Annotated in this window: 16 protein-coding genes; 10 read left to right on the top strand and 6 right to left on the bottom strand. The window is 46.6% G+C overall.

What is annotated here, in order from left to right; genetic code table 11:
* Position 1: 1 nt before the first annotated feature.
* Both Q0394_RS10635 and Q0394_RS10630 read right to left on the bottom strand, forming a co-directional pair.
* Positions 2-1,735: a type I secretion system permease/ATPase gene (locus tag Q0394_RS10635; RefSeq protein ID WP_004321446.1), complete on the bottom strand. Its 1,734-nt coding sequence runs from the start codon at positions 1,733-1,735 to the stop codon at positions 2-4.
* On the bottom strand, positions 1,722-2,834 hold the full coding sequence (locus tag Q0394_RS10630; RefSeq protein WP_298947540.1) for a SapC family protein: 1,113 nt from the start codon (positions 2,832-2,834) through the stop codon (positions 1,722-1,724). Before Q0394_RS10630 ends, Q0394_RS10635 begins: the two co-directional genes overlap by 14 nt.
* Positions 2,835-3,089: 255 nt before the next feature.
* Here Q0394_RS10630 and Q0394_RS10625 point away from each other — a divergent pair, with 255 nt between their 5' ends.
* The 10 genes from Q0394_RS10625 (at position 3,090) to Q0394_RS10580 (ending at position 19,434) form a co-directional block, all read left to right on the top strand.
* Entirely contained in the window at positions 3,090-5,795 is a 2,706-nt protein-coding gene (locus tag Q0394_RS10625) for a DUF4214 domain-containing protein (protein ID WP_298947538.1), read from the top strand.
* Positions 5,796-5,964: 169 nt separating this feature from the next.
* Positions 5,965-8,598: a surface array protein gene (locus Q0394_RS10620; RefSeq protein ID WP_298947536.1), complete on the top strand. Its 2,634-nt coding sequence runs from the start codon at positions 5,965-5,967 to the stop codon at positions 8,596-8,598.
* Between the two features lie 341 nt (positions 8,599-8,939).
* Positions 8,940-10,442 (top strand): flagellin B, encoded by a 1,503-nt coding sequence (locus tag Q0394_RS10615; protein ID WP_298947534.1) that lies wholly within the window; start codon positions 8,940-8,942, stop codon positions 10,440-10,442.
* A gap of 387 nt (positions 10,443-10,829) precedes the next feature.
* Entirely contained in the window at positions 10,830-12,938 is a 2,109-nt protein-coding gene (topA, locus tag Q0394_RS10610) for a type I DNA topoisomerase (protein ID WP_298947532.1), read from the top strand.
* A gap of 391 nt (positions 12,939-13,329) precedes the next feature.
* Complete coding sequence (locus Q0394_RS10605) at positions 13,330-14,169, top strand: biotin synthase (RefSeq protein ID WP_298947530.1); 840 nt, start codon at positions 13,330-13,332, stop codon at positions 14,167-14,169.
* On the top strand, positions 14,169-14,516 hold the full coding sequence (gene crcB, locus Q0394_RS10600) for a fluoride efflux transporter CrcB (RefSeq protein WP_004321460.1): 348 nt from the start codon (positions 14,169-14,171) through the stop codon (positions 14,514-14,516). The genes Q0394_RS10605 and crcB overlap by 1 nt, the downstream gene beginning before the upstream one ends.
* Positions 14,517-15,027: 511 nt before the next feature.
* On the top strand, positions 15,028-16,200 hold the full coding sequence (locus Q0394_RS10595) for a cation:proton antiporter (protein ID WP_298947528.1): 1,173 nt from the start codon (positions 15,028-15,030) through the stop codon (positions 16,198-16,200).
* Complete coding sequence (locus tag Q0394_RS10590) at positions 16,197-17,471, top strand: citrate synthase (RefSeq protein ID WP_298947526.1); 1,275 nt, start codon at positions 16,197-16,199, stop codon at positions 17,469-17,471. Before Q0394_RS10595 ends, Q0394_RS10590 begins: the two co-directional genes overlap by 4 nt.
* A 397-nt stretch (positions 17,472-17,868) precedes the next feature.
* Complete coding sequence (locus tag Q0394_RS10585) at positions 17,869-18,732, top strand: 3'(2'),5'-bisphosphate nucleotidase CysQ (RefSeq protein WP_298947524.1); 864 nt, start codon at positions 17,869-17,871, stop codon at positions 18,730-18,732.
* A 171-nt stretch (positions 18,733-18,903) separates the two neighbouring features.
* Positions 18,904-19,434 (top strand): hypothetical protein, encoded by a 531-nt coding sequence (locus Q0394_RS10580; RefSeq protein WP_298947522.1) that lies wholly within the window; start codon positions 18,904-18,906, stop codon positions 19,432-19,434.
* Positions 19,435-19,590: 156 nt separating this feature from the next.
* Here Q0394_RS10580 and tsaD read toward each other — a convergent pair whose 3' ends face one another.
* The 4 genes from tsaD to Q0394_RS10560 all read right to left on the bottom strand — a co-directional run.
* The gene (gene tsaD / locus Q0394_RS10575; RefSeq protein ID WP_298947546.1) at positions 19,591-20,589 is read right to left on the bottom strand and encodes a tRNA (adenosine(37)-N6)-threonylcarbamoyltransferase complex transferase subunit TsaD; all 999 of its coding nucleotides are present in this window, start codon (positions 20,587-20,589) and stop codon (positions 19,591-19,593) included.
* A 595-nt stretch (positions 20,590-21,184) separates the two neighbouring features.
* A complete protein-coding gene (locus tag Q0394_RS10570; RefSeq protein WP_298947520.1) occupies positions 21,185-21,988 on the bottom strand; it encodes a hypothetical protein in 804 nt (267 codons plus the stop codon).
* A 501-nt stretch (positions 21,989-22,489) separates the two neighbouring features.
* The gene (gene creD, locus Q0394_RS10565; protein WP_298947518.1) at positions 22,490-23,818 is read right to left on the bottom strand and encodes a cell envelope integrity protein CreD; all 1,329 of its coding nucleotides are present in this window, start codon (positions 23,816-23,818) and stop codon (positions 22,490-22,492) included.
* A gap of 99 nt (positions 23,819-23,917) precedes the next feature.
* The coding region (locus Q0394_RS10560; RefSeq protein ID WP_298947516.1) for a hypothetical protein at positions 23,918-24,172 on the bottom strand (255 nt) is incomplete at its 5' end.

Below are 24,172 nucleotides of genomic sequence, written 5' to 3'. Positions count from 1 at the left end.
CTTAGCCCTCCGCATCTTCTAGGCTTATGCTACGCCTTTTTTGTTGTTCTGCGACCTGTGGTTGTTGCGCATTTGCCTTGCCAAGCTCAGCCAATACCGCATCTCTGGCGCCAAAGTACATCAATCTTCCCGCATTTAAAACGGCAATTTTATCAACCAAATTTAAGATATTTAACTTGTGCGTTATTAGCACTATAGTTGCCTTACCTTTCATCGACGCAAGAGCGGCAAATAGCGCTCTTTCGCCCTCTTCGTCTAGGCTAGCGTTAGGTTCGTCCAGTACGATTATTTTAGGCTCCTTATAAAGCGCTCTGGCAAGAGCGACTCTTTGACGTTGACCGCCGCTTAGGCTGGCTCCGCCTATGCCTATTTTAGTTTCATAGCCGTCCGGTAAATTTAATATCATATCGTGCACGTTGGCTAGCTTTGCGGCCCGCACGATCGCTTCGCTATCCAGTTCGCCGAATCTCGCGATGTTTTCTGCGATATTGCCTTCAAAAAGCTCGACGTCTTGCGGTAAATACCCCACAAACTGCCCCAAGTGGTCGCTATTGTACTGAGTGATGTCGGCTCCGTCCACGCGAACTACGCCATGAAATACAGGCCACACGCCTAGCATTGCTCTAGCTAGCGAGCTTTTACCAGCAGCGCTCGGACCGATAATCGCGCACATATCTCCGCTTTTAAGCTCGAAATTTATGCCCATCAAAGTAGGCGCTTTGCCGTGAGGCGGTACTAGGCTTATGGTTTCTAGGAAAATATCGCCTTTTGGATCCGGAAGCTTAAGCTTTTCGTTGTCGGCAGGGAAATCCTCCAAAAACTGCGAAAGTCTAGCATAGCTCTCTTTGGTGTTCTTATAGCTTTTCCAGCTTGAGATCAATATATCAAGCGGAGCTAGCGCGCGACCCATGATAATAGAGCCCGCGATCATCATGCCCGGATTCACTTCCTGCAAGACGACCAGATACGCGCCAAGACCAAGCATTAGCGACTGGGAAACGACGCGAAATACCTTACTGATATTTGCGTACATTCCGGCTTTTACGCTAGACTCGGAGTGAGCTTCTAGAAATTCATTATGCTTTTTGTGCCAAATTTTCTTTAAATTTCCGTTCATGCCCATAGCTTGGATGACTTCGGAATTTCTCAAATTTAGATCGACAAAGCGGGTTTCGGCGCCAAAAGCGTCATTTGACCTTTTTAGTCCGTCTTTAGTCGCACCTTCGTTTAAAAGAGCCAAAATAAACAAAACGATCGCAGCCGCGATACTAAAATATCCAAAATACGGGTGGAAGAAAAACAGTATCAATATATAAAAAGGTAGCCACGGCGCGTCAAGAAATGCAAACACGCCGTTGGTGCTGAGATATTGTTTTATGGTATTTAGATCTCTCATCGGCTGAGAAGATACCCTGCCGGGCTGCCTAGCCGAGAGTTTAAAGATCGCGTCATACACTCTCTCGGACAGCCTTAAGTCTATCTGGTTTGAAAAAACTACCAAAATTCTCGAACGTAAAATTTCGAAAAACATCATACATAGATATAAAAATATAACTATCAGCGTAAGGAAAAATAACGTATCAAGGCTTCTTGACGTTACGACCCTACCGTAAAGTTGTAACATATATAGAGGAGAAGTTAGCATCAAAACATTTATGAACATGCTGAAAATTCCAGCATATATCATAGCGTGTTTGGATTTTTTAATACTCTCCTTTAGTTCATTTACTTTCATTTTCTTTTTTACTTTCGTTTTCTAAAATTCTACCCGCCAAATTTTCCAAATTCGTTAAGCTTCTAATGTGCGCATCTATTAGGCTAACATAGCCCTTTCTAACAAAATCGGCCAAAGTAGCGTCGTCAAGCTCGTTTAGTTTTTTTCTGCTCACGACAGAAAAGCCTTTGATTAAGGTGATTTTCTTGTCATTATCGGATACTGTAAGCTCTTTGTTTATCAAAATTCCAGCCTTTTTGATCTCTTCTAACGCTTTTTGCGTAGCTTCTAGCTGGGCATTGTAGTTTTGCATAGCGTTTATGGTGTTTTGCAAAAATTCGCTCGGCTCTTCGTTTTTCTTGAATAATTTTTCGCCTTTACCTTTTAGCTGAGGCGCATCCTCGTCTATACAAAGGATATTTTTATCCTCGACTTTAGCCAGAGTAAAAGGATAGTTTTGCAAGATCGCAGGTACGTAGCCTTTGTAGTTTTTATCTATTATTAAATTTTCATTTCTACCTAGTAGTACTAGCAGTTTAGGCACTACGTCGTTCGTGAAAACTATAGGTAAATCTTTCTCGCAGAAAAATGCCTCGCTCGCCACTATCTCCGCAAACGGGAAATTTGGTAACGCATCTTGATGATAAGACACTCCGTTATGTACTTCTGAATTTAAAGCAACTATTTTCATTTCAATCCTTTTTTTAAAATTTTGAATCTCTATTTTTTTTGCTAAACTTAAGTTTTTGTCGATGCTTCTGAAGGTATATCCGCCGTTTTGCTGCAAAAATGCCAAAACATCCTCAAATTCGTTTATAAAAACGTCTCGGATTTCGTATCTTTTGATGTCGCTTTCTTGGATATAACCCCGCGCTTTATTCCTATTTCTTATAAAGGTGCTATTTAGCTCTTGCATGATCTTAGGTATATTTAAGGATTTCAAAAATAGCGATATGGAATTAGACTCCAGAATGTAGCCTAAAATTTCCATATCGTATTTTTGGGTTAGAGAACTTAAAATTTCAACATAAAGATCTTTTTCGCTTTGATCGGCAAAAAAGTTGCCCTTTTGTTTTATCAAAACCATTTCTGATTTTATTTCTCTAACCGCTCTACCCAAAATTTACCTTAACCAGTAACTAAAACATCAAGAATGTGATTGTAATCCTTTTATGCTTAAATAAATATTAAAAAGTGCCAGAGTAACTAATTTTATTTTTTAAGCTACAAATTCTATGGAATAGTTATTGCTTATAATTCCGCGGTAAACACTCGTTGTATTTTATGATTTTTTAGCCTAGATATCGTAATATACGATGTTTGTCGTTTACTATCATTAGTACGTAGTACTAAAATTCACTTCTAAGGAGCCAATATGGCAGTAACGCAAGCACAAGTCGCCCAGCTTTATGTGGCATTGTTTAACAGAGCACCGGAAGGAGCCGGATTAAACGCGTGGGTAAGCGCCGGAGCCAACAAAACTCAAGCGCAAATAGCCGACGATATGCTCAAGGCGCCAGCCGTACAGTCGTACTTTAACGGCAGTATAGATACCGATAAAGGCTATATCGAAAATATCTATAAAAACATCCTCGGTAAGGACTACTCGCAAGATCCGGCAGGCATAGATGCGTGGGTAAGGCATCTACAAGCCGGCCATACCAGAGGCGAGACGCTAACGAAGCTTTTCGAGGTAGCGGCATCGGCGGAGGCTAAGGCGGCCGATCCTAGGGCTGCTAAAATTTTCGAAAATAAATCCGCAGTCGCGGCCTATATGGCGGAAAAAATAGGCGATATCGGCAAAGACGGCAGCGGAAATTTCGACTACGCGCCGTTTCAGGAGATTATCAGGACGACGAACGAGTCAAATTTAGAAGCGCAAAAAGCCAAAATAGACGAGCTAGCCAGCAAAGGCGTCGAAAAGAGCCTAACCGACGGTCTAGACAACATAACGGGCACCGCGGGCAACGACGTATTTAACGGTGTTTACTACGCAGGCAATGGCACGCAAAAGTCTACTTTGTCGCCGCTTGATAAAGTCGACGGCGGCGCCGGCAAAGACACGTTAAATTTGACCGTGTTTAAAAACGACGCTCCGCAAAATTTGACTACGACCGAGCTTCAAAATATCTTTAAAGGTGTAAGCAACGTCGAAAATCTAAATTTGATCTCTGAAACACAATTTGACGCCGCCGGAGTCAAATTTAACTTCGGACTGGAAAATTTAAACATCTCTACCATAGGCGACGTGAGCATATCCGAGACCGATGCGACGAACAAAGTCTCCGTAAATACGACCGGCAAAGTTTCGCTAAACGCAAAAAATGCGCAAAGCATCGATATCTCGGCAAAATCGGACGTAGCTTTGATCGCGCAAGACGCTAAAACCGTAAACGTAAACAGCGAAGGCAAGGCAAATATCGCCGCAACCGCCGCGCAGACGTTAAATTTGAAAGCCAACGGCGAAACCGAAGTCGCAACGAGTGCAAAGACCGTAAATATCGATCTAAAAAGCAAAACCAATGCTCTTAAAAACTTCACGACCCAAGCCGCCGATTTGATGCTTGCAAATTTAAAGATAAACGATACCTCCGGAAATAACGTACTCATCGCATACGGCACCAAAAAGATCAGCGTGACGGACGTTGATTTTGGCGCCAACTCCATCCGAACCGACGAACGGGACGTGGATTTTACGATGTCTTACGCGGACGAAGGCCTAGCTAAACTATCTTCAAGCGCGGCCGATAAAGTAAAAATGCTAAATTTACACGCTAAAGCGGGTAAAAAAGGCCAGCTAGACCTGGGCAATATCACGTCGCTAACCAAGATTGCGGTAGACGGCGGCATGAGAGAATTTGCTATGGACTTGTCGGCTCAAACAAATCTTACGAATTTCGACTCTAGCGCTTACGAGGGTAATTTCTCAAACCTAAAACTCAAAAACGTCCAAAACGCTACCGCAAAATTAGGCGGCGGGGACGATTTCGTAGAGATAGATAGCGCGGCAAATGTCCATAGTATCGACGGCGGCGCGGGCGAAGACACCGTGGTCGTAACCTCTGCCGTAGCTACCGCGACGACAAATAAGCTTTCTCTTTTAAATTTTGAAAATTTAAAGATAACCGACGCCTTAAGTGGGGCCGTAGATATGACTAAATGGGCAAATTTGGGCTCCGTAACGCTAGCCGGCGGAGCGGGAGCGGGAGCAAAGATAGATAATCTAGCGAACAACTCTACGATAGTCGTCGAAAACGCCGCGATCGCAAACGACATAGCCGTAAATATCAAAGACGCGGCGAGCGGCGCAGACGATACGCTAATCTTAAAGATAAACCCTAAAGCAAATACGGCAGGACTGGACAATACCGGAAATTTCGTCATAGACGGCATCGAAAACGTCCGCATAGTCTCAAGCGCCGATACGGCAAAAACCGCCTCAGCCAAAAACGTAATAAACCTAAACGCTAGCGACGCGACTAAATGCGCACTATCGGGCGTCTACGTGAGCGGCGACGGCAATACCGAACTAAAACTAGGCGCGAATATCGTAAAAATAAAAGGCGTTGACGCAAGCTCGCTAACAGGCAAATTTACGTTTGACGCGGGAAATCACGTCGAAAGGGGCGGCGTCGTAAAAGGCGGCAGCGGAGACGATACGCTAAGCTTCGGCTCGGTGGCGGGCCTTAAAGTAACGGGCGGAGCGGGCAACGACGTCTTTAAGGTCGGCAAGCTAGGAGCGGAGGCAAATTCGCCTTTTGGCACGGATAAACTAAGCTCTATCACCGACTTTAGCAAAGGCGACAAGCTATACACCGGAGGAGGCGCCGCGGAGTCAAATTCTATCGCCAAGTACGACTCGGACGCATCGCTAGACTTTGCCAACAACTTACGCGAAGCCGAAAAGGCGGCAGCTCAGCACGCGTCAAAGAGTGCGTATTTCACCTATCAGTCAAACACCTACATCGTTACGTCCGACGGCGTGCAAGGCGTAGGGCAGGACGACTACGTGACCAAGCTAGCCGGCACGGTAGATCTAAGCGGAGCGAGAGTAGATAGCGATCACAATATCGTCTTATAATTTCGCCTAAATTCATTTTTATCCTTCATCAGCGGCAGGCCGACACAGTGCGGTTCTGCCGCCCAGATTTTCATTTTTTTTATCTACGATTTATCGACAATCAGGAATTTAATGCTATAATCGCCATGGAATTAAACAAAAATCCCAATTTACCCAAAGGAGGCCTTTTATGGCAGTAACAAAAGCACAAGTAGCCCAACTTTATGTGGCATTATTTAACAGAGCACCCGAAGGCGCTGGTTTAAACGCATGGGTTTCGGCAGGCGTTTTTAGAGATCAAGCGCAAACCGCAGACGCTATGCTACAAAGCCCTGCTATCGCAGCATATTTTAACGGTAGAATAGATACAAACAGAGGATATGTAGAAAATATCTACAAAAATATCCTAGGTAAAGATTACTCTCAGGATCCAGACGGCATAAACGCTTGGGTGCGCCACCTAGAGCTAGGACACACAAGAGGCGAGACTCTAGTTACTCTTTTCCAAGTAGCAAGATCGCCTGAGGCTATCGCGGCAGACCCTACGGCAGCGGCGGTATTTGCAAACAAAACCGCTATCGCGGCATATATGGCTGAAAAGATAACCGACATAGAAAGCGACGGATCTGGCAACTTTAACTATGCTCCGTTCCAGCAGATTATCGAGACCACAAACAGCACCAACCTAGAGGAGCAAAAAGCTAAAATAGACCAACTAGCAGACGCTGCAAAACCGGGAAGTAAAATTTTCACTACCGGAGTCGATACGCTTAAGGGCACCGAAGGCGACGATACTTTTAGCGCTGTTTACTATTCTGGTGACGGCGATAAGACTTCTACTTTGTCCTCTCTAGACACTCTAGACGGCTTAGGCGGTAAAGATACGCTAAAAGTAACCGTACTAAAAAACGGCTCAAATTCGGAGCTTGATCTAGACAATATCGATAATGCCATGAGAGGCGTAACCAACATAGAAAATTTAGAGATAAGATCAGAGGTAACAATAAAGGCTCCAGCAGCACCGGCCTTGAGTAAACTAAACAAAGGTCTTGATAATCTAAGCATTACATCCCCTGGGGATATAAAGCTAGAAACAGATACCAAAGAAAAAGTAACGATAGATACGAATAAAATCGCCACTCTAACGGCAGATAAAGCAAAAGAGATATCCGTAAAAGGCGGAGATGATAGCGCTATATCCGCAAAAGAGGCTACAAAAGCTAGCATAAATCTAGGCGCAAACGCAAAAGTCCTAACCGTAGGCGCAAACGGACTAGATAAAGTCGAAGATCTAAGCCTAGCAAACCTAAAACTAGTAGCAGCGCTCACCGCGGCTAAACTAGTTAAAATCAACGTAAAAGACGTCGACTTTAACGGTGCCCAAATCGCAACCGACGAAGAAAAAGTGGATCTAACCACAAACTACACAGAAAAAGGCACAGCCAAACTACAAGCAAACAATGCCACTCAGCTAACCATCCACGCTAACGGCGACAAAGAGTCTACTATCGAGTTCGTTTCTGCCTCTCTTCACAACAAGTTAGAAAAAGTAACCTTTGACGGAAACGCAAAAGATCTAAAAATCAATCTGCAACAAGAAACTGTGCTCAAAGACGTAAACGCAGCATCCTTTACCGGAAATTTCGCTGAACTAAAGGTCAAAAACATCGCCGGCTCGCAAGTGCTTTTAGGCTCAGGAAACGACGTAGTAGACATAGATAATACAAATGCCGAGCAAACTATCAACGGCGGAGCGGGAACGGATCTAATATCTATATCTACAACGATTGCAGGCGCCGGAGCGGATAAGGTAACGCTTAAAAATTTCGAAGGTATAAGAATTAATAATACTATTGCAAATGATATAGATATGTCAAAATGGGAAGGCTTTAATAATATCACCCTAGCTCAAGGCTCAGGCGTCTATGCACTCAAAAACACCCTAAACAACTCCACTATAACGGTAGAGAAAAATCTTTTAGGAAGCGATCTTACGGTTGAAGTAAAAGATGCCGCTAACGGCACCTCAGACAAGCTAAATTTAGTATTTAATCCAAAAGGCACGGCTGCTGGTCTGGCAAATACGGGCAACTTCGTAATAGACGATATAGAAAACATCGATATAGCGTCAAATTTAGACGACGAAAAGACGGCCACAGCTACAAATACCGTAAATCTAAAAGCTAGCGCCGCCGATAAGGGCACTCTAACGAACGTGGTAATAAAAGGCGACGCAAAAACAAAACTAGTCCTAGACGGGGCCTTAAAAAAATTAAAAACCGTAGACGCAAGCACGCTAAAAGGAGATTTCAAATTTGACGCTAGCGGTCACCTTGATGAAAAGTCGGTAATCAAAGGCGGAGCGGGAGACGACGAGATAACCTTCGGTAGCAAATCAGGCGCAACCGTAACGGGCGGAGCGGGCGACGATACGTTTGTATTAGGAACCGTAGGCGACAGCGCAGCATTCCCTGCATCAAAAACGGCTACTATCACGGACTTTTCTAAAGGCGACAAACTCAAAATAGGCGCAAATTTAGGAGGAACCATTGATCAAAATATCGCAAGATACGATTCAACAAAATCGCTAGACTTTGCAAACAACCTATCTAGAGCCCTAGACGTCGCAACGGCTGCAAGCAACAAACTAGCTTACTTTACCTACACCGATCCAGATAGCAATGCGACAGACACCTATCTAGTAAGATCAGACGCTACCGCTGGCCTATCCGCCAGCGACTATGTAGTAAAACTAACCGGTATAGTAGACCTAGCCAATGCTACGCTTGCCGATGCTGGTACAAACCTACAGCTAACCCTCTAATCTCCGCGATAAACCCCGACCTTTCGGGGTTTATCCTCTTTAAACTCTCAAATTTCTCCCTCTTTCAAATTTTGCCGAACGACTCAAATTTAACGATAGACCAAATTTGCGCTCAAATTTAATCCGCCGCACGTAAATTTGACGGCAAAAATGTAAATTTCGCCGCATAAAATTTAAAATAATCAAATTTGTACCGGCCATAAAGCCCTAAAATTCGTCCTTCTCAATCAAATTTGAAAAAAATAAAAAAATTTTACCTCTACCCCTAAAGTTTTTTTGATTTCGTCCGATATAGTTTTTGAACGACAAGAAGTCGTAATTAAACTTTAAAAGGATTTACAATGAGTTTTCGTATTAACACGAACATCAACGCTCTAAACACACACGCAAACGCAGTCGGTAACAACCGCAACCTTTCTCTTTCTTTGGGTAAACTTAGCTCAGGTTTGAGAATCCAAACTGCGGCAGATGACGCCTCTGGTCTTGCTATCGCTGATAGCCTTCGCTCTCAAGCTAGCGCGCTTGGTCAAGCTATCGCAAACGGTAACGACGCTATCGGTATCATCCAAGTAGCGGATAAGGCTATGGACGAGCAGCTAAAAATCCTTGATACTATCAAAGTAAAAGCTACTCAATCAGCTCAAGACGGTCAAACAAGCGACTCTCGTCAAGCGCTACAAGCCGACATCGTTCGCCTAATGGAAGAGCTAGACAACATCGGTAACTCTACGTCTTTCAACGGCCAGCAGTTACTAAACGGAACATTCTCTAACAAAGAGTTCCAAATCGGCGCTTACTCAAACCAAACAGTTAAAGCTTCTATCGGCGCTACTACGTCAGATAAGATCGGTCTAACAAGATTTGAGAGCTCTAAGCTATTGACATTTGCAGGCAAAGTTAGCCTTACTTTCCTAAACGTAGACGGCGTAAATAACGTAAAAGTAGCTGCGGCTACAATCTCAACCGGTCTAGGTAAAGGCGTAGGCGCGCTAGCTGAAAATATCAACAAGCTATCCGATAAAACCGGCATTAGAGCTACGTTTGATACTACGTGGGTATCTAGTAAAGCTATCAGCGGCGGTCAGATCCTAAGCCTTGTCATCAATGGTGTAAAAATCGGCGACCTAGAGGTAAAAGAAGGCGATAAAAACGGCGCTTTGGTAAATGCTATCAACAAAGTTAAAGACCAAACAGGCGTAGAAGCATCTGTAAACACGGAAGGTAGAATGGTACTAACTAGCCGCGACGGTAGAGCTATAAAAATCTCAGGCGACAAAGTAAGTGCCGGCCTAGGCGGCAAAAGAGGAACATCTATGTTCGTAGGACGCCTAAACCTAGTTCGCCTAGACGGTCGCGATATCAAAGTATCAAGCGGTAATGCAGCAGGAGCTTTCTCTGTGGCGTTTAGTAAAGACGGTAACGGCGAAGGCGGCAACCAGCAGTCAGTGGCTCTAAGAGATATCAAGGGGCAACTAGATCCGGATCTAGCCGCTGCTATGGGCTTCCAAAGAATGAGCAAAGCTGCTATGACATCAGCTCAATCAGCAGGCGTTATGACTCTACGCGGCGCGATGGCTGTTATGGATATCGCTGAGTCAGCTCAGAAAACTCTTGATCAGATCCGCTCAGACCTAGGTTCTGTTCAAAATCAGCTTGTTGCAACCGTAAACAACATCACAGTTACTCAAGTAAACGTAAAATCAGCCGAATCTCAAATCAGAGACGTTGATTTCGCTGCCGAGTCAGCAAACTTCTCTAAGTTTAACATCCTTGCTCAGTCAGGAAGTTATGCTATGAGCCAAGCTAACTCTGTTCAGCAAAACGTTTTAAGACTACTTCAGTAGTATTAAAACGTTTCTAGGTGAAGTAAAGCCGTTTAGGCTTTACGGAACTGGAAAAACGTAAAATTTCTACGCGAAGCGGGGGGCAACCCCGCGTAGCTGGAAAAATGTTTTAAGACTAATACTTTAAGGCCGCTTCGGCGGTCTTAAATTTCAAAAATCCAAACACCAATAGTTAAGACATCTCCAAAAATAATAGTTATTATAGACGCTAAATTCGGCGTCTATATCTTTAGAAGTGAATTTTAAAGTCGAGTTTTACCCGCTCGACTTTTTGCTCCAAATTTTATCCCACTTTTCCAAGTCAAATTTAAATTCAAACGATAAATTAATGCCATTAGTTTAAATTTTTTGCTACAATTACCGCAAAAAATTAAAAAGGCTATATTAATGAAAAGCTTAATCATCGTGGAATCTCCCGCGAAAGCCAAAACGATAAAAAATTTCCTCGGAAGCGACTACGATGTCATCGCATCAAAAGGCCATATCAGAGATCTACCAAAAACCGCATTTGGTATCAAGATCGAGGGCGAAAAATTTACTCCCGAATACAAAATAAGCGCCGATCACTCCGCGATCGTAAAAGAGATCAAAGAACTAGCCAAAAACGCCGACCAAATCTACCTCGCAACCGATGAGGACCGCGAAGGAGAGGCCATCGCCTACCACATCGCCGCAGCCATCGGCAAAAAGCCCGAGAGCCTGCCTCGCATCGTGTTTCACGAGATCACCAAAAGCGCCATCGAAGCCGCTTTAAAAAACCCTCGCACGATAAATATGGATAGCGTAAACGCACAGCAAGCCCGCCGCCTGTTAGACCGAATCGTTGGCTACAAGCTCTCGCCGCTATTAAATTTAAAAATCCAAAAAGGGCTAAGCGCTGGACGCGTGCAAAGCGCGGCTCTAAAAATCATCGTAGATAGAGAGCGCGAGATACGCGACTTTAAACCGATCGAATACCACAGCATCGACGCGGTTTTCAAAAAAGATCTTGACGCCGAGCTGGTTAAATTTGAAGCGCAAAAGATAGAAAAGCTAACGATAACAAACGGCGATAGAGCTAAATTTATCGTAGAAAATCTAAAAAGCGATAAATTTAGCGTCCGCGAGATCGAAGCCAAAGAACGCAAAACCGAGCCCGCACCGCCTTTTATGACCTCGACGTTGCAGCAAAGCGCGAGCAACCGCCTAGGCTTTAGCCCGAAAAAAACGATGATGATCGCGCAAAATTTATACGAGGGCGTGCAGACGCACCAGGGCTTTATGGGCGCGATAACGTATATGAGAACGGACAGCCTAAATCTCGCCAAAGAGGCCGTCGCAGCCGCGCGCGAGATGATCGAGAAAGAGTACGGCGAGCGCTACCTGCCGGCCAAGGCTAAATTTTATGCCACCAAAAGCAAAGGCGCGCAAGAAGCCCACGAGGCGATCCGCCCGACAAATCTTAGCTTCACGCCCGCTATCGCCGCGCAATATCTAGAAAAAGACGCGCTACGCCTCTACACGCTCATCTACAACCGCTTTTTAGCCTGCCAGATGAGCGCTAGCGTGAGCCAAACGCAAAACGTATTCGTCGCGGGCGCAAAGGGCGAGTTTAAAATAAGCGGCCGCAAGGTGCTGTTTGACGGATTTTACCGCGTTTACGGCGATATGGATAAGGATAAAATTTTACCCGACCTAAAAATCGGCGACGAGATGAGCCTGCAAAGCATAAAAAGCTCACAGCATTTCACCGAGCCGCCGTCTCGCTACTCGGAGGCAGGGCTTGTTAAAAAGCTAGAAAGCCTAGGCATAGGGCGCCCTAGCACCTACGCGCCGACCATCTCGCTGCTGACCTCTCGCGACTACGTCAAAGTCGAGAAAAAACAGCTCGTGCCAAACGAGATCGCCTTTACGATGATGGGCGTTTTAGAGGAGCATTTTAGCGATATCGTAGATAGCGAATTTACGTCAAATATGGAAGAAAAGCTCGACCACGTCGCAGAAGACAAGGCCGACTGGCAAAAGCTTCTGAGTGATTTTTATCATCCGTTTATAGATAAAATCACGGCTGGCAAAACAGGCATAAAAAGCCAAAAGGTCGCCACTCCTATCGGCGAAAAGTGCCCTGAGTGCGGCGGCGAACTACTGCTGCGAAAGGGACGCTACGGCGAGTTTATCGCGTGCGGAAATTTCCCTAAGTGCAAATACTCGCGCAATATCGCCAAGGTAGAACAAGGCGCACAGGAAGGCGAAGCGGCGACAAAACCGAAAAAAGAGCTCAAAAAGATCGACGTGCCGTGTCCAAAATGCGGCGGCGATATCGTCGAACGCATCAGCCGTAGGGGTAAATTTTACGGCTGCGCAAACTACCCAAAATGCGACTTCGTCTCAAACTACGAGCCGGTCGCCGAAAAATGCGACGAATGCGGCGGCGATATGATCAAAAAAGAGCTCAAAAAAGGGACGTTTCACGAGTGTACGAAGTGCAAGAAAAAGGTGCAAATCGCGGAGCAATAACGGCGGCTTGTCTTTTTGGTTTATACTTCGTTAGAAATTTCGCCGAAGCTCGGTTACATACTGCTTGTATGCGCCCTCGCTCGGCTCATTTCCGCCTCGTCTAAACGTAAAAATACGTCGCCTTACAAATTTAAAACACGCTATTGCGCCGCACATTTGGAAACAAAATTTGATTCCAAATTTAGCATTTTCGCGGTGCAGGTCTCGGTGAGTAAAATTTGCAAATTTGACTCCAAATTTGAACGTAAAAAGTCAAGGCGAAGTGTTTTTGTCATAGACGAGGCGGATGAGCAAGGGCAAAGGAGCGTATATATAATACGTGACTGCAGCCCGCAGCGAGATCCAACGAAGTATAGGGCAAAAAACGAGCTGCTAAAAAAGGAATAATCTAATGAAAACTATTATGTTGTGTGCCATTTGTTCGGTAAGTTCTGGCAACTGCTCCGAGGACTGCGGCTACTGTACGCAAAGTGCGGGCATAAATGCCAGCATCGAAAAATACAAAATGAAAACCGCCGATCAAGTAGTCGCCGAGGCCAGGATCGCGGCAGCGAACCATGCGCTGGGCTTTTGCCTCGTCACCAGCGGCGCAAGACTCACGGACAAAAAGACCGAGGAAATCGCCCGCCTCGCGCGCGCCGTAAATAAAGAAGTCCCAAACCTCATGCTGATCGCTTGCAACGGCATGGCGACGCTACCGCAGCTAAAAGAGCTAAAAAGCGCGGGCGTGTTTAGCTACAACCACAACCTCGAGACCTCGCGCGAGTTTTTCCCGAAAATTTGCTCGACGCATAGCTGGGACGAGCGCTGGCAGACCAACATCGACGCCAAAGAAGCGGGACTGATGCTTTGCACGGGCGGCATTTATGGCCTTGGCGAGAGCGAAGCCGACCGCGCGAGCCTGCAAGCTAGCCTAAAAGAGCTTGATCCGTTTTCTAGCCCGATAAATTTCTTTATCCCAAATGACGCGCTACGCGTCAAACGGCCGCCTATGACAGCGGACGAGGCGCTAAAAATCATCGACGACACCGTCCGCGCGCTACCTAACGCTCGCGTGATGATAGCAGGCGGTCGCGAGAAAATTTTAGGCGAACGCCAATACGAAATCTTTGATCACGGCGTCTCTGCCGTCGTCATCGGCGACTATCTCACGACTAAGGGCGAGGTCGCTAGTCGCGATATCGCCGAGTTTAAAGCGCGCGGATTTAACTTCGCGACGCTTTGTCACTGATGCAAAATTTACTCTTAATCGGGTGCGGCGGATTTTTGGGGTCGGTTTGTAGAGCTGTTTTAAGCGGCGCGGTCGCTAAATTTTGCCCCGATTTTCCGCTTGCTACTCTTTGCGTCAATGCTCTTGGTAGCTTTTTGATCGGCGTACTACTCTCGTTAAATTTGAGCGAAAATTTAAGGCTATTTCTAGTCGTCGGCGCGCTCGGCGGTTTTACGACATTTTCGACGTTTAGCTATGAGACGGTGCGCCTTTTTAGCTCGGGACAAAATTTAGCCGCATTTTTAAACGCGTTTTTTAGCGTTTCTGTTTGCCTCGGGTTTTGTTATCTAGGCACCGTTATTCGCTGAAAATCTAAATTTTATGCACCTAGCTCAGCACCTTTAAAGTGCTAAATTTGGTTTTGTTAAATTTAAGATTCTCCAAATTTTTTAGTTTTTCTTTTTCTTGGGTGGCGGAAGGGCTTTCTACTTACGGTCTGCTTGCAGCTACGAGCAAAGCGAAGCAAAAGAGCTCTCCACCCCCTTTAATCCCCCTCCCCCTACGACACTTTTAATGTGGCGACACTGCTTTGCTCTGCGAGCAAAGCGTCGCAAACATGATTCAAATTTGACATTTTCAAGGTGCGGGTCTCGGCGGCTCAAATTTACAAATTTGGGCAATGGAAGTGAGGGCGAAGTATCGCGAGATGATTTTTGGGGTTTTGAAGTTAAAATTTGACGAAGATAAGGCATATAGCCTATCGAGTCAAATTTTAACTTCAAAACCGCAAAAAGCGCTCGCGAGACAAGCCCAAGCGGGTCAAATTTATCAAAGAATAAAAAACCTTAGGCTATAATCCCCCATTTACAAAGGACTTTCTTGCAGGCAAACGAGCTAAATATCCTCATCGCGCTAGCTTTTATCATCTTTACGTCGCCGTATTTTTCTAAAATTTTACGCATTCCTATCGCGCCGGTGGAGATTATTTTGGGTTCGGTAGCCGGGTATTTGGGCTTTATCGGGCACAACGAGATGTTTAAAATCGTGAGCGAAGTAGGCTTTTTCTACCTCATGTTTTTAGCGGGCACGGAGGTCGATCTCAAGCTATTTTTCACGATAGATAAAAAGATCCTAAAAACGGGCGTCGTCTATCTGGCGATACTCTACCTACTCTCGGCGCTGCTGACGTTTTCGTTTGATCTAAACCGCCTTTTTATCCTCATCATGCCGCTGATGGCCGTGGGTATGATATTTACGCTGTTTAAGGAGTACGGCAAAAACGAGGCGTGGCTAAATATCGGCATGCTCATCGGCTCGATCGGCGAGGTCGTGAGCATCACGCTACTAACCTTCGTCGGCGCGTATATGAAATTTGGCGCGGGTAGCGAGCTGGCGTTTTCGATCATATATTTGAGCGGATTTTTAGCCGCGGCGGCGATCGGGTACAAGACGCTAAACGTGCTGTTTTGGTGGTATCCGCAGCTACGCGTCATCCTGATGCCCCACTACGACAACTCCGAAAAAGACATCCGCCTGTGTATGGCGCTGTTTTTTGGCATCATCGCGCTTATGCTTTATTTAAATTTAGAGATAGCTTTCGGCGCGTTTGTGGCGGGGACCTTTATCGCGACATTTTTCGATCACAAAAAAGACCTGCCGCACAAGCTTGCTAGCTTTGGCTTCGGCTTTTTGGTGCCGACATTTTTCGTGCATATCGGCTCGACGTTTAAGCTTAACGCCTTTATGATAGACGGAGTCGTGCGCGATGCGGCGCTGATAACGGGCGTCATGATAGGCTTTAGACTAGCGGCTAGCACGGTGTTTTTAAATATCCTTGGGCTAAAAAACACCGTCCTTTTTGCGCTATCACACTCGATGCCGCTAACGCTTCTTATCGCGGTTGCTACCATAGCCTACAAATCAGGTGGTATAAATGAAAATTTTTACTTCTCTTTCATACTAGCGAGCCTAACTCAGGCTATAATAGTAACGATTTGTATCAAAATTCTAATGAGCTACGAAAATAAAAATTTGCAAAAGGAGCCAAAATGAGCGATACGGTTACGTTAACAGACAACAGAAACGGCAAAAGCTACGACTTTCCGATACTTCATGGCACCATGGGGCCCGACGTCATCGATATCTCGACCTTTTTTAGCGATACGGGGATGTTTACGTTTGACCGCGGATATACCTCGACGGCGATGTGCCGCTCTAGCATCACTTATATCGACGGGCTAAAAGGCGAGCTGATGTACCGCGGCTACGATATCGCGTATCTAGCGGAGAATAAAACCTTCATCGACGTGGCGTATCTGCTGCTAAATAAAGAGCTGCCGGATAAAAAGCAATACGACGAATTTAAACTCGAGCTTAAAAAACGCAGCTTCATCCACGAGGGCATGATGAAAATTTTCGACGCTTTCCCGGATAAGGCGCATCCGATGGCGATCTTGCAGGCGGCGGTCTCGGCGCTTTCTGCGTTTTACTTTGATCACCTAAACATGGATAAGCCCGAGGAGTACCACGAGATGGCGATGCGAATAATCGCCAAAATCCCGACCATAGCGGCTTTTTCTTATAGGTTTTCGCGCGGATTGCCGATAATTTATCCAAATTTAGACCGCGGCTTTACGGAAAATTTCCTATACATGATGAGGAGCTACCCGTACGAGCACGTAAATTTGCGCCCGATCGAGGTCAAGGCGCTAGATACGGTCTTTATGCTGCACGCCGATCACGAGCAAAACGCCTCCACGACGACCGTGCGCACGGTGGGCTCGACTCACGCGCACCCGTATGCGTGTATCGCTGCGGGTATCGGAGCGCTATGGGGCTGGGCTCACGGCGGCGCAAACGAGGGCGTCATCCGCCAGCTAGAGCAGATCGGCTCGGTAGAAAACGTAGATAAATACATCGCCCGCGCCAAGGACAAAAACGATCCGTTTAGGCTGATGGGCTTTGGTCACCGCGTGTATAAAAACTTCGATCCGCGTGCAAAGGTGCTAAAATCTATGTGCGACCAGCTGTTTGACGAGATCGGCATAAACACCGAGCTTCTAAAAATCGCCAAAAAGATCGAGGAGATCGCGCTAAACGACGAATATTTCATCTCGCGCAACCTCTATCCGAACGTCGATTTTTACTCGGGACTGATTTTAAAAGCGCTTAGCATACCAAACGATATGTTTGCGGTCATCTTCGTCATCGGTAGGATCCCGGGCTGGATCAGCCAATGGATAGAGCTAAAAGAGCAGGAGAGTATCAAGATCGTACGTCCGAGGCAGCTGTACGTGGGCGAGACGAACAGAACGCCGAAATAATTTTAAATTTGGCGGCTTGTCTTTTTCCTTTATACTTCGTTGTAAATTTCGCCGAGCCTAGGTTACATACTATATGTATGCGCCCTCGCTCGGCTCATTTCCGCCTCGTCTAAAGAAAAAATACGACGCCTTAACTCTTTAAGTTAAGGTAGAATTTACGTTTTCAAGGTGCAGGTCTGGACGAGCTGAATTTGAAACCTAAATTTACAAATTTGAACACAAAACGACAAGGCGAAGTATTTTGAGATGATTTTTGGGGTTGTGCAGCGAAAATTTTGCGTAGGCTAGACATGTACTGCCGAGCAAAATTTTAGCGTCTGCTTGCAGTTGCGACCGCAAGGGAAGCAAAGCTCCGCAAAAAGCGCTCAAAAGACGAGCCGCTAAAAAAGAAACCAAAATGCAAAAATTACTAAACCTAGCCAAGCTTGCAGCCATCAAAGCAGGCGACGAGATAATGAAATTTTACGCCCACAAGGGCTTTGACGACGAGATTTTAGCAGCTCGCTCGACTTTGCCAGAAAGAGCATGCAGCCAAAACCGCCGAGATTTCGAGGTAAATTTAAAAACCGATCATTCACCCGTGACCTCCGCCGATCTTGCAGCAAACGCCGCGATATTTGAAACGCTAAAGAGCTCGCAGATCCAAATTTGCTCGGAGGAAAAGATTCTGGGCGAGTCCGTGCGGACTTTTTGGCTCATCGACCCGCTAGACGGCACGAAGGATTTTATCGAGGGTAGCGGCGAGTTTTGCGTCTGCATCGCGCTCATAGAGGACGGTCGCCCTGCGCTCGGCGTTATCTACTTGCCCGTTACCGGCGAAATTTATAGCGCGGTAAAAGGCGAACGGACGCAAAAAGAGCTTTATAAAAACGGAGCGTTTACCCCGCAAATTTTAGCCGCGAAAGAGTGCGCGCCGCAAACGATAATCAGCGGCAAACGCGGCAAAAACGTAACGGCCGGCAAGCTCGCGACCGCTCTAAATTTTGACATCGCGCGGCTAAGCTCGGCGATCAAATACTGCCGCATCACCGAAAATCTCGCGGGCGCTTACATGCGCTACTCACCAAGCTCCATCTGGGACAACGCTGCGGGCGAGATGATCGCTGCGGGGGCGGGCGCAAAGATGATCGATCTAGCGACGCTAAAAGAGCCGATCTACGACGCAGCCTCGCTAAAAAATAACGAATTTATCGTTATCGCAAAGGATTTTTTAGACCGCGAGGATGAAATTTTACGAGCGATAAAGCAGATAAATTTATAAACCAAAAGGCGACTCGCCGCATTTCAAATTTAAACGGCTCGAGTAAATACATTATATAGCAACGCCGAATTTAAGACCCGCTAGACGAGAGTCGATAAATTTCATTTAAAATTTAGCTAAAATCGTAGTCAAATTTCAAGCCCTAAGTCGCCAAACATTTAAAGGAAACAATTGTTAAAAATCATAAAATCAGTTCTTAGCGTCATTTTCCAGGCTAGAATTTTATTTATCCTTTTTTACTTTTGCGCCTTCGTTACTTTTGCGCCCATGGCGTCTATCTTGGGCGCAGAGACGAGCCAAATGACGCTTTCTGCGCTATTTAACCCGCTCACGATACTATCTTGCGCATTGCTTGCCGTTTATATCGGCTTTAGGGTCGCAGCATATAAAAATCACGGCATAGATTGCAAAATGGACGCCGTATTTTTCTTCGCTTTGAGCTGGATATTTTTTATGCTGTTTTGCTTGGCGACGCTTCTTGCGACTATTTTATTTTTGGAGGATTTTAGAGGCTTACCGTCGCGAGAATTTTACTCGTTACTTTTGGTGATGGCGATTTTTGCGGCATGGCGCACGCTTAAGAGCTCAGAATACAAATTAAGCGTATTTTACGAGCGAAAAGCCGGCGCAAAAACAAGCATAGTCAAAATCTTAATTTATTCAGTCTTAGCGTTTGCGGCGATTGTCGCGGTATTTTTTTAGCGAAACGATTTTAGATTCTATAAATTGCTCATCGCGCCAAATTTAGATTTGCCGTGCTTTATACTCGCCCGCTCACAACAGCGCCACAAAAAGCTAAATTTGGGGTAATAATCGCCAAATTTGAGCTAAAAAGCAAATTTCAGCCAAAAGCCGAATCTAAATCCTCGTTAGCTCGCTTCTAGGGCTAGCCTGCAGATCAAGCCCCGCAAACTCGCCGCGCAGGTATTTCTCGCGTCCCGCGCGCGCGATCATAGCGGCGTTATCGGAGCAAAACTCCAGCGGCGCACAGATGAGCTCGCAGCCGTATTTATCGCACAGAGCCTTTAGGCGGGAGCGCAAATTTAGATTCGCGCTCGCCCCACCCACGACACCGAAACGCTCAAATTTACGCTGGGCAAATACCTTTTCCAGCTTGTTTAAGATATGCTTGCAAGCCGTATTTTCAAAGGCAAAGCAGATATCCGCGACCTCCTGCGCGCCGAGATTTCCGCTTTCGGCGAGCTTTTCGGTTTCGACGCGGACCTGATTTTTTAGCCCCGAGAAGCTATACGCCGTGCGCGCATCGCCCAGCAGCGGCACGGTAAATTTAAACCTCTCGCGCCCGCTCTTTGCCGCTTTTTCGACCGCTACGCCGCCAGGGTAGCCAAGCCCCAGCATCTTTGCGACCTTGTCAAAGCTCTCGCCGAAGCTATCGTCCATCGTCGCGGCCAGTACGCTCACGGCCCCGTCCGCGCCGATATCTAGCACCATCGTGTGCCCGCCACTAACGAGCAGCACGCCCGCAGGCAGCCGCGCCTCCTGCGACAAAAATAGCGAATACACGTGCCCGGCGAGGTGATTTACGGCAATTAGCGGCACGCGCAGCGACGAGGCGAGCGCCTTTGCCATCGCGACGCCACCAACTAGGCTCACGGAGAGCCCGGGCTCGTTCGTGACGGCAACGGCTTTTACGCGCGGTAACTCGGGCTTGATCTGCTGCAAAATTTTAGGCAACGCAGCCGTATGTAGCCTGGCGGCAAGTTCTGGCACCACTCCGCCAAATGCGCAGTGCTCGGCATCCTGCGAGATTTTTTTGTGAAATTTTAGCTCCAAGGTCTCGATGTCCAGTAGCGCCACCGAGCTGTCGTCGCAGCTGCTTTCTATACCCAAAATCAGCCCGCCAGCACTGCTATTTCGTAAATTTTCGCTCATTTTGCAAATTTTCCTTTTTTAGCGCATTTTACCGCTTTTTGCTTTCGCGGCTATAAATTCGCCCCGCTTCCTAGCAAAGGCGGTAAAATACGCGCGCAAATCGCTTGCCGTAAATTTACGACGAAACCGAATTTGACGCACCGAGACCTGCGCCTTTAAGGTACTAAATTTGGTTTTGTTAAATTTGGTTTTGTGCATTAGCTTTTTGCGCAAATCAACCTTTCTTGTTAAGGGGGAAGGGGCTTAAATTACGAAGTCGCTCCCTTCCCCCTTAACGATCCCCTATCCCCTACGACGTGAGAAGTGGCGACACTGCTTTGCTTGCGCAAAGCGTCGCGAGTTTTTAACTCCAATTTTGACGTTTTCAAGGTGCGGGTTTCGGCAACTCAAATTTGAAAATTTGACTCCAAATTTGAACGTAAAAAGTTAAGGCGAAGTATCGTGAGATGATTTTAAATGTTTTGAAGTAAATTTCGTCCCAAGACTAGACATATAGTCTGTCGCAGGGCGAAATTTACTTCAAAACATTTAAAAGCGCTCGCGAGACAAGCCAAAAAACTTAAAATTTCTCGTCTCTTATTACTTTGCCCCTCTCATCATACTCCCGCTCGATCTTATTTTCGTAGTCGTTAAGCGACTTTAGTCGGCCGTCTGGATAAAACGTCTTTACCCAGATAAATACCGTGTCTTTTTGGTAGCTCGTGTTTTCGATCTCGCCGTTTTCGTCGTAGTTTTCATAATAATCCTCTTTAGGCCCCGAGCGCACCGTGATAAAGTGCTTTTGGCGCGGTTTGCCGCCGCTAGTGTAGGAGAAGTTGTTATTGTCGGAAAAGATACCCAGCATCACGTCGAATTTATTGCTCGATTTATATAGCCCCGCGACGTTGCCTTCGTCAAAAGCCTCCTTGACTTCGACGTTTATATCGTCCCACAAGCACAGCTGCAGCGTGCCGCTATGCATGCCGTCCGCATGATAAAAATCTATCTCGATCCAGCGCTCTTGGCCGCTTTTGATAAATTTGACGATCTGCTTTTCCGGGTGATGCAAGGGCGGCTTGATGTAGCCGTATAGCCTGCCGTAAAACAGCGTCTCGCCTTCAGGCGTATAGATGCGCTCATAGACGTTGTTTAGCTCCAGGCGGCTTTCCGGATCGTACTCGCCCGTCCTTTCTACGTCGTAGCTAAACCTCATCTCCAGCTCGCCCGTTTGCTTGCCTTTTAGCTTGGGACGCGGGGTAAATTTTAGCTCGCTCGGGGGTAAAATTTGAGCGTTTTGCTTCGCAGAGCTCTGCTTTTCGCCGCCAAACGCCTGCGACGAAGCGGCGAAGCTAAGCGCCAAAAATAGCGCGAGAAAATTTTTCATTTTTATCCTTTAATTTTGTGCGTTTTTAAAACGAGCGTGATTATAGCCTTAAATTTGGATAAATTTTTAAATTTTACTTGCCGAGACCCGTATCTTTAAGGTGTTAAATTTGTTTAGCATTGCGAGTTTGGCTTCCTTGCGTAAAAAACAACCATTTGAGGTTGTTTTTTACTCTATTGTAAAGGGGGTGGGGGCTTAAATTGCGAAGTCGCTCCCCACCCCCTTTAATCCCCCTCCCCCTACGACGCTTTTAGGGTGGCGACATAGCTTTGCTGACGCAAAGCGTCGCAGGTTTTAAATTTGCATTTTCAAGGTGCGGGTTTCGGCGACTCAAATTTGAAAATTTGACTTCAAATTTGAACGTAAAAAGATAAGGCGAAGTATCGTGAGATGATTTTTCGAGTTTTGAAGCAAAATTGAGCGTGCGCTAGGCATATAGCCTGCGGAGCGAAAATTTTGCAAAATCTCGGAAAAGCGCTCACGAGACAAGCTGAAAAAAGGCTAAATTTTCAGCCCATTTTCGTACCAATCTATCTTTCTAGTTAAATACATCACCAGCGCAATCACCGCAAATATCATCACGCTGCCCATCAAAAGCGCGTAGTCCTCGGACTGCAAGATACCGTAGAGCAAGCAGTAGCTAACCCCGTGTACGAGCGCGATAAACACGCCCCATTTGCGAGCCCGAAAGATCGCCGAGCCGTAGAAAAGTATCGTCGCGCACACGGCTGCGGCCGCGACGAGATAGCTAGCTAGGAAGCTGATATGCTCCGAAAACGAGAGCACGAGCAGGTAAAATAGCACGTCGGCGGCTCCTATGAGTAGGTACTGGATCGGGTGAATGCGGACGCGGCTGTAAATTTCGCACAAAAATATCGCCAAAAACGGCACCGCTAAAAACAAGATCGCGTAAGTCACGCAGCGCGCGATGAGCGAGTAGTTGTTTACGGGACTGATGAAGCTAGCCTCGACGCCCTCAAATCCCATCTCGCGCCTGCCGTCCATGATCCACGCCTGCGGAACGCCGGTGCTAAGGCCCGAGATCTCCCACTGCGCGTTAAAGCCGCTGCTCGTAACTTCGCGCGATTTAGGCAGCCAGCCGCCACTAAAAGACGGCGAGCTCCACGAGGATTTTACGTCAAATTTATTATCCTGCCCCACAGGAACGAAGCTCGCGCTCTGCCCGCCCTGCATAGATAGCGCGCCTGCTAGCTCAAAGCCGCCGTTTGCTAAATTTGCGGGTAGCTTGTAGTGGACGCTTTGGGTAAAGGGCGAGTATTTAGGCGGCGCAAAAGACTGCGCGAGATCTTGGCCGTTTGCTTTTAGCGCGGGAAACGCGGTAAAGGTCTTTTTGCTGCCCACGCCTAAAATCAGCGTCGCCTCGCTTAGCAAAACGTCGCTTTCCGCGATATTTAGCTGCTCGAAATTTAGCGGGGCAAATTTGGCTTTTAGCGCGACGTCGCCGTTAAAAACGGGCACGCTAAAGATACCGCGCTTTAGATACTGCGGATTTAGCTGGGTCGATAGCTCGTATGACTGAGGCGCTATCATGATCTGCTCGGTGGCCTGCGATACCGCAGCTACGCCGTTTTCGTTGTAGATCGCCGCTTGCTTTTTATACGGCACGGAGATCAAAACGCCCTCGATCCTAAGCGGGCCGCCAACCGGCTGCATGATAGACTCCTCGGCGCTTTGCTTAACGTAGGCGCGATCAGAGATCATCGAGCTGATGAAACCTAGCGGGATAAGCAGCAGCAAAAGCAGAACGAAAATGATGACGGGCTTCGTCCAAAAGCCGCCCCTGACGCTATCCATGATTTTGTTTTCCATTGGATTTCCTTTTGATTTTTTTTCACTGCGATTTTAGCCCAAAATCGTAATAAATCGGTAAGAAAGGTTGTAAATTTAGAGCAAAATTTGACGACAAATTTAGCCGCGTCGCAAGCTGCGTTTTCTAAGGTAGCTGTAAATCCAAGCTCCGAGCAATAAAACCGCCGCGAGGCAATACATATAAAAGGCCGCGCCGTTTTCGTACTCCACGTCCTGCGCGGTAAAGACCTGCTGCGACATTTCAGGGTTTCGCGCCGCCTCGTCCGCGACCTGCGCCATCACCTCATCGTCGTGTACCTCAAGCGTGATCTTTCGCAGATCGATGAAATTTGTCCGCTTATCCAGATGCCTGCC

This window comes from uncultured Campylobacter sp., from assembly GCF_938039205.1.
Lineage (GTDB): Bacteria > Campylobacterota > Campylobacteria > Campylobacterales > Campylobacteraceae > Campylobacter_A.
This window is presented reverse-complemented; position numbering and strand designations above follow the sequence as displayed.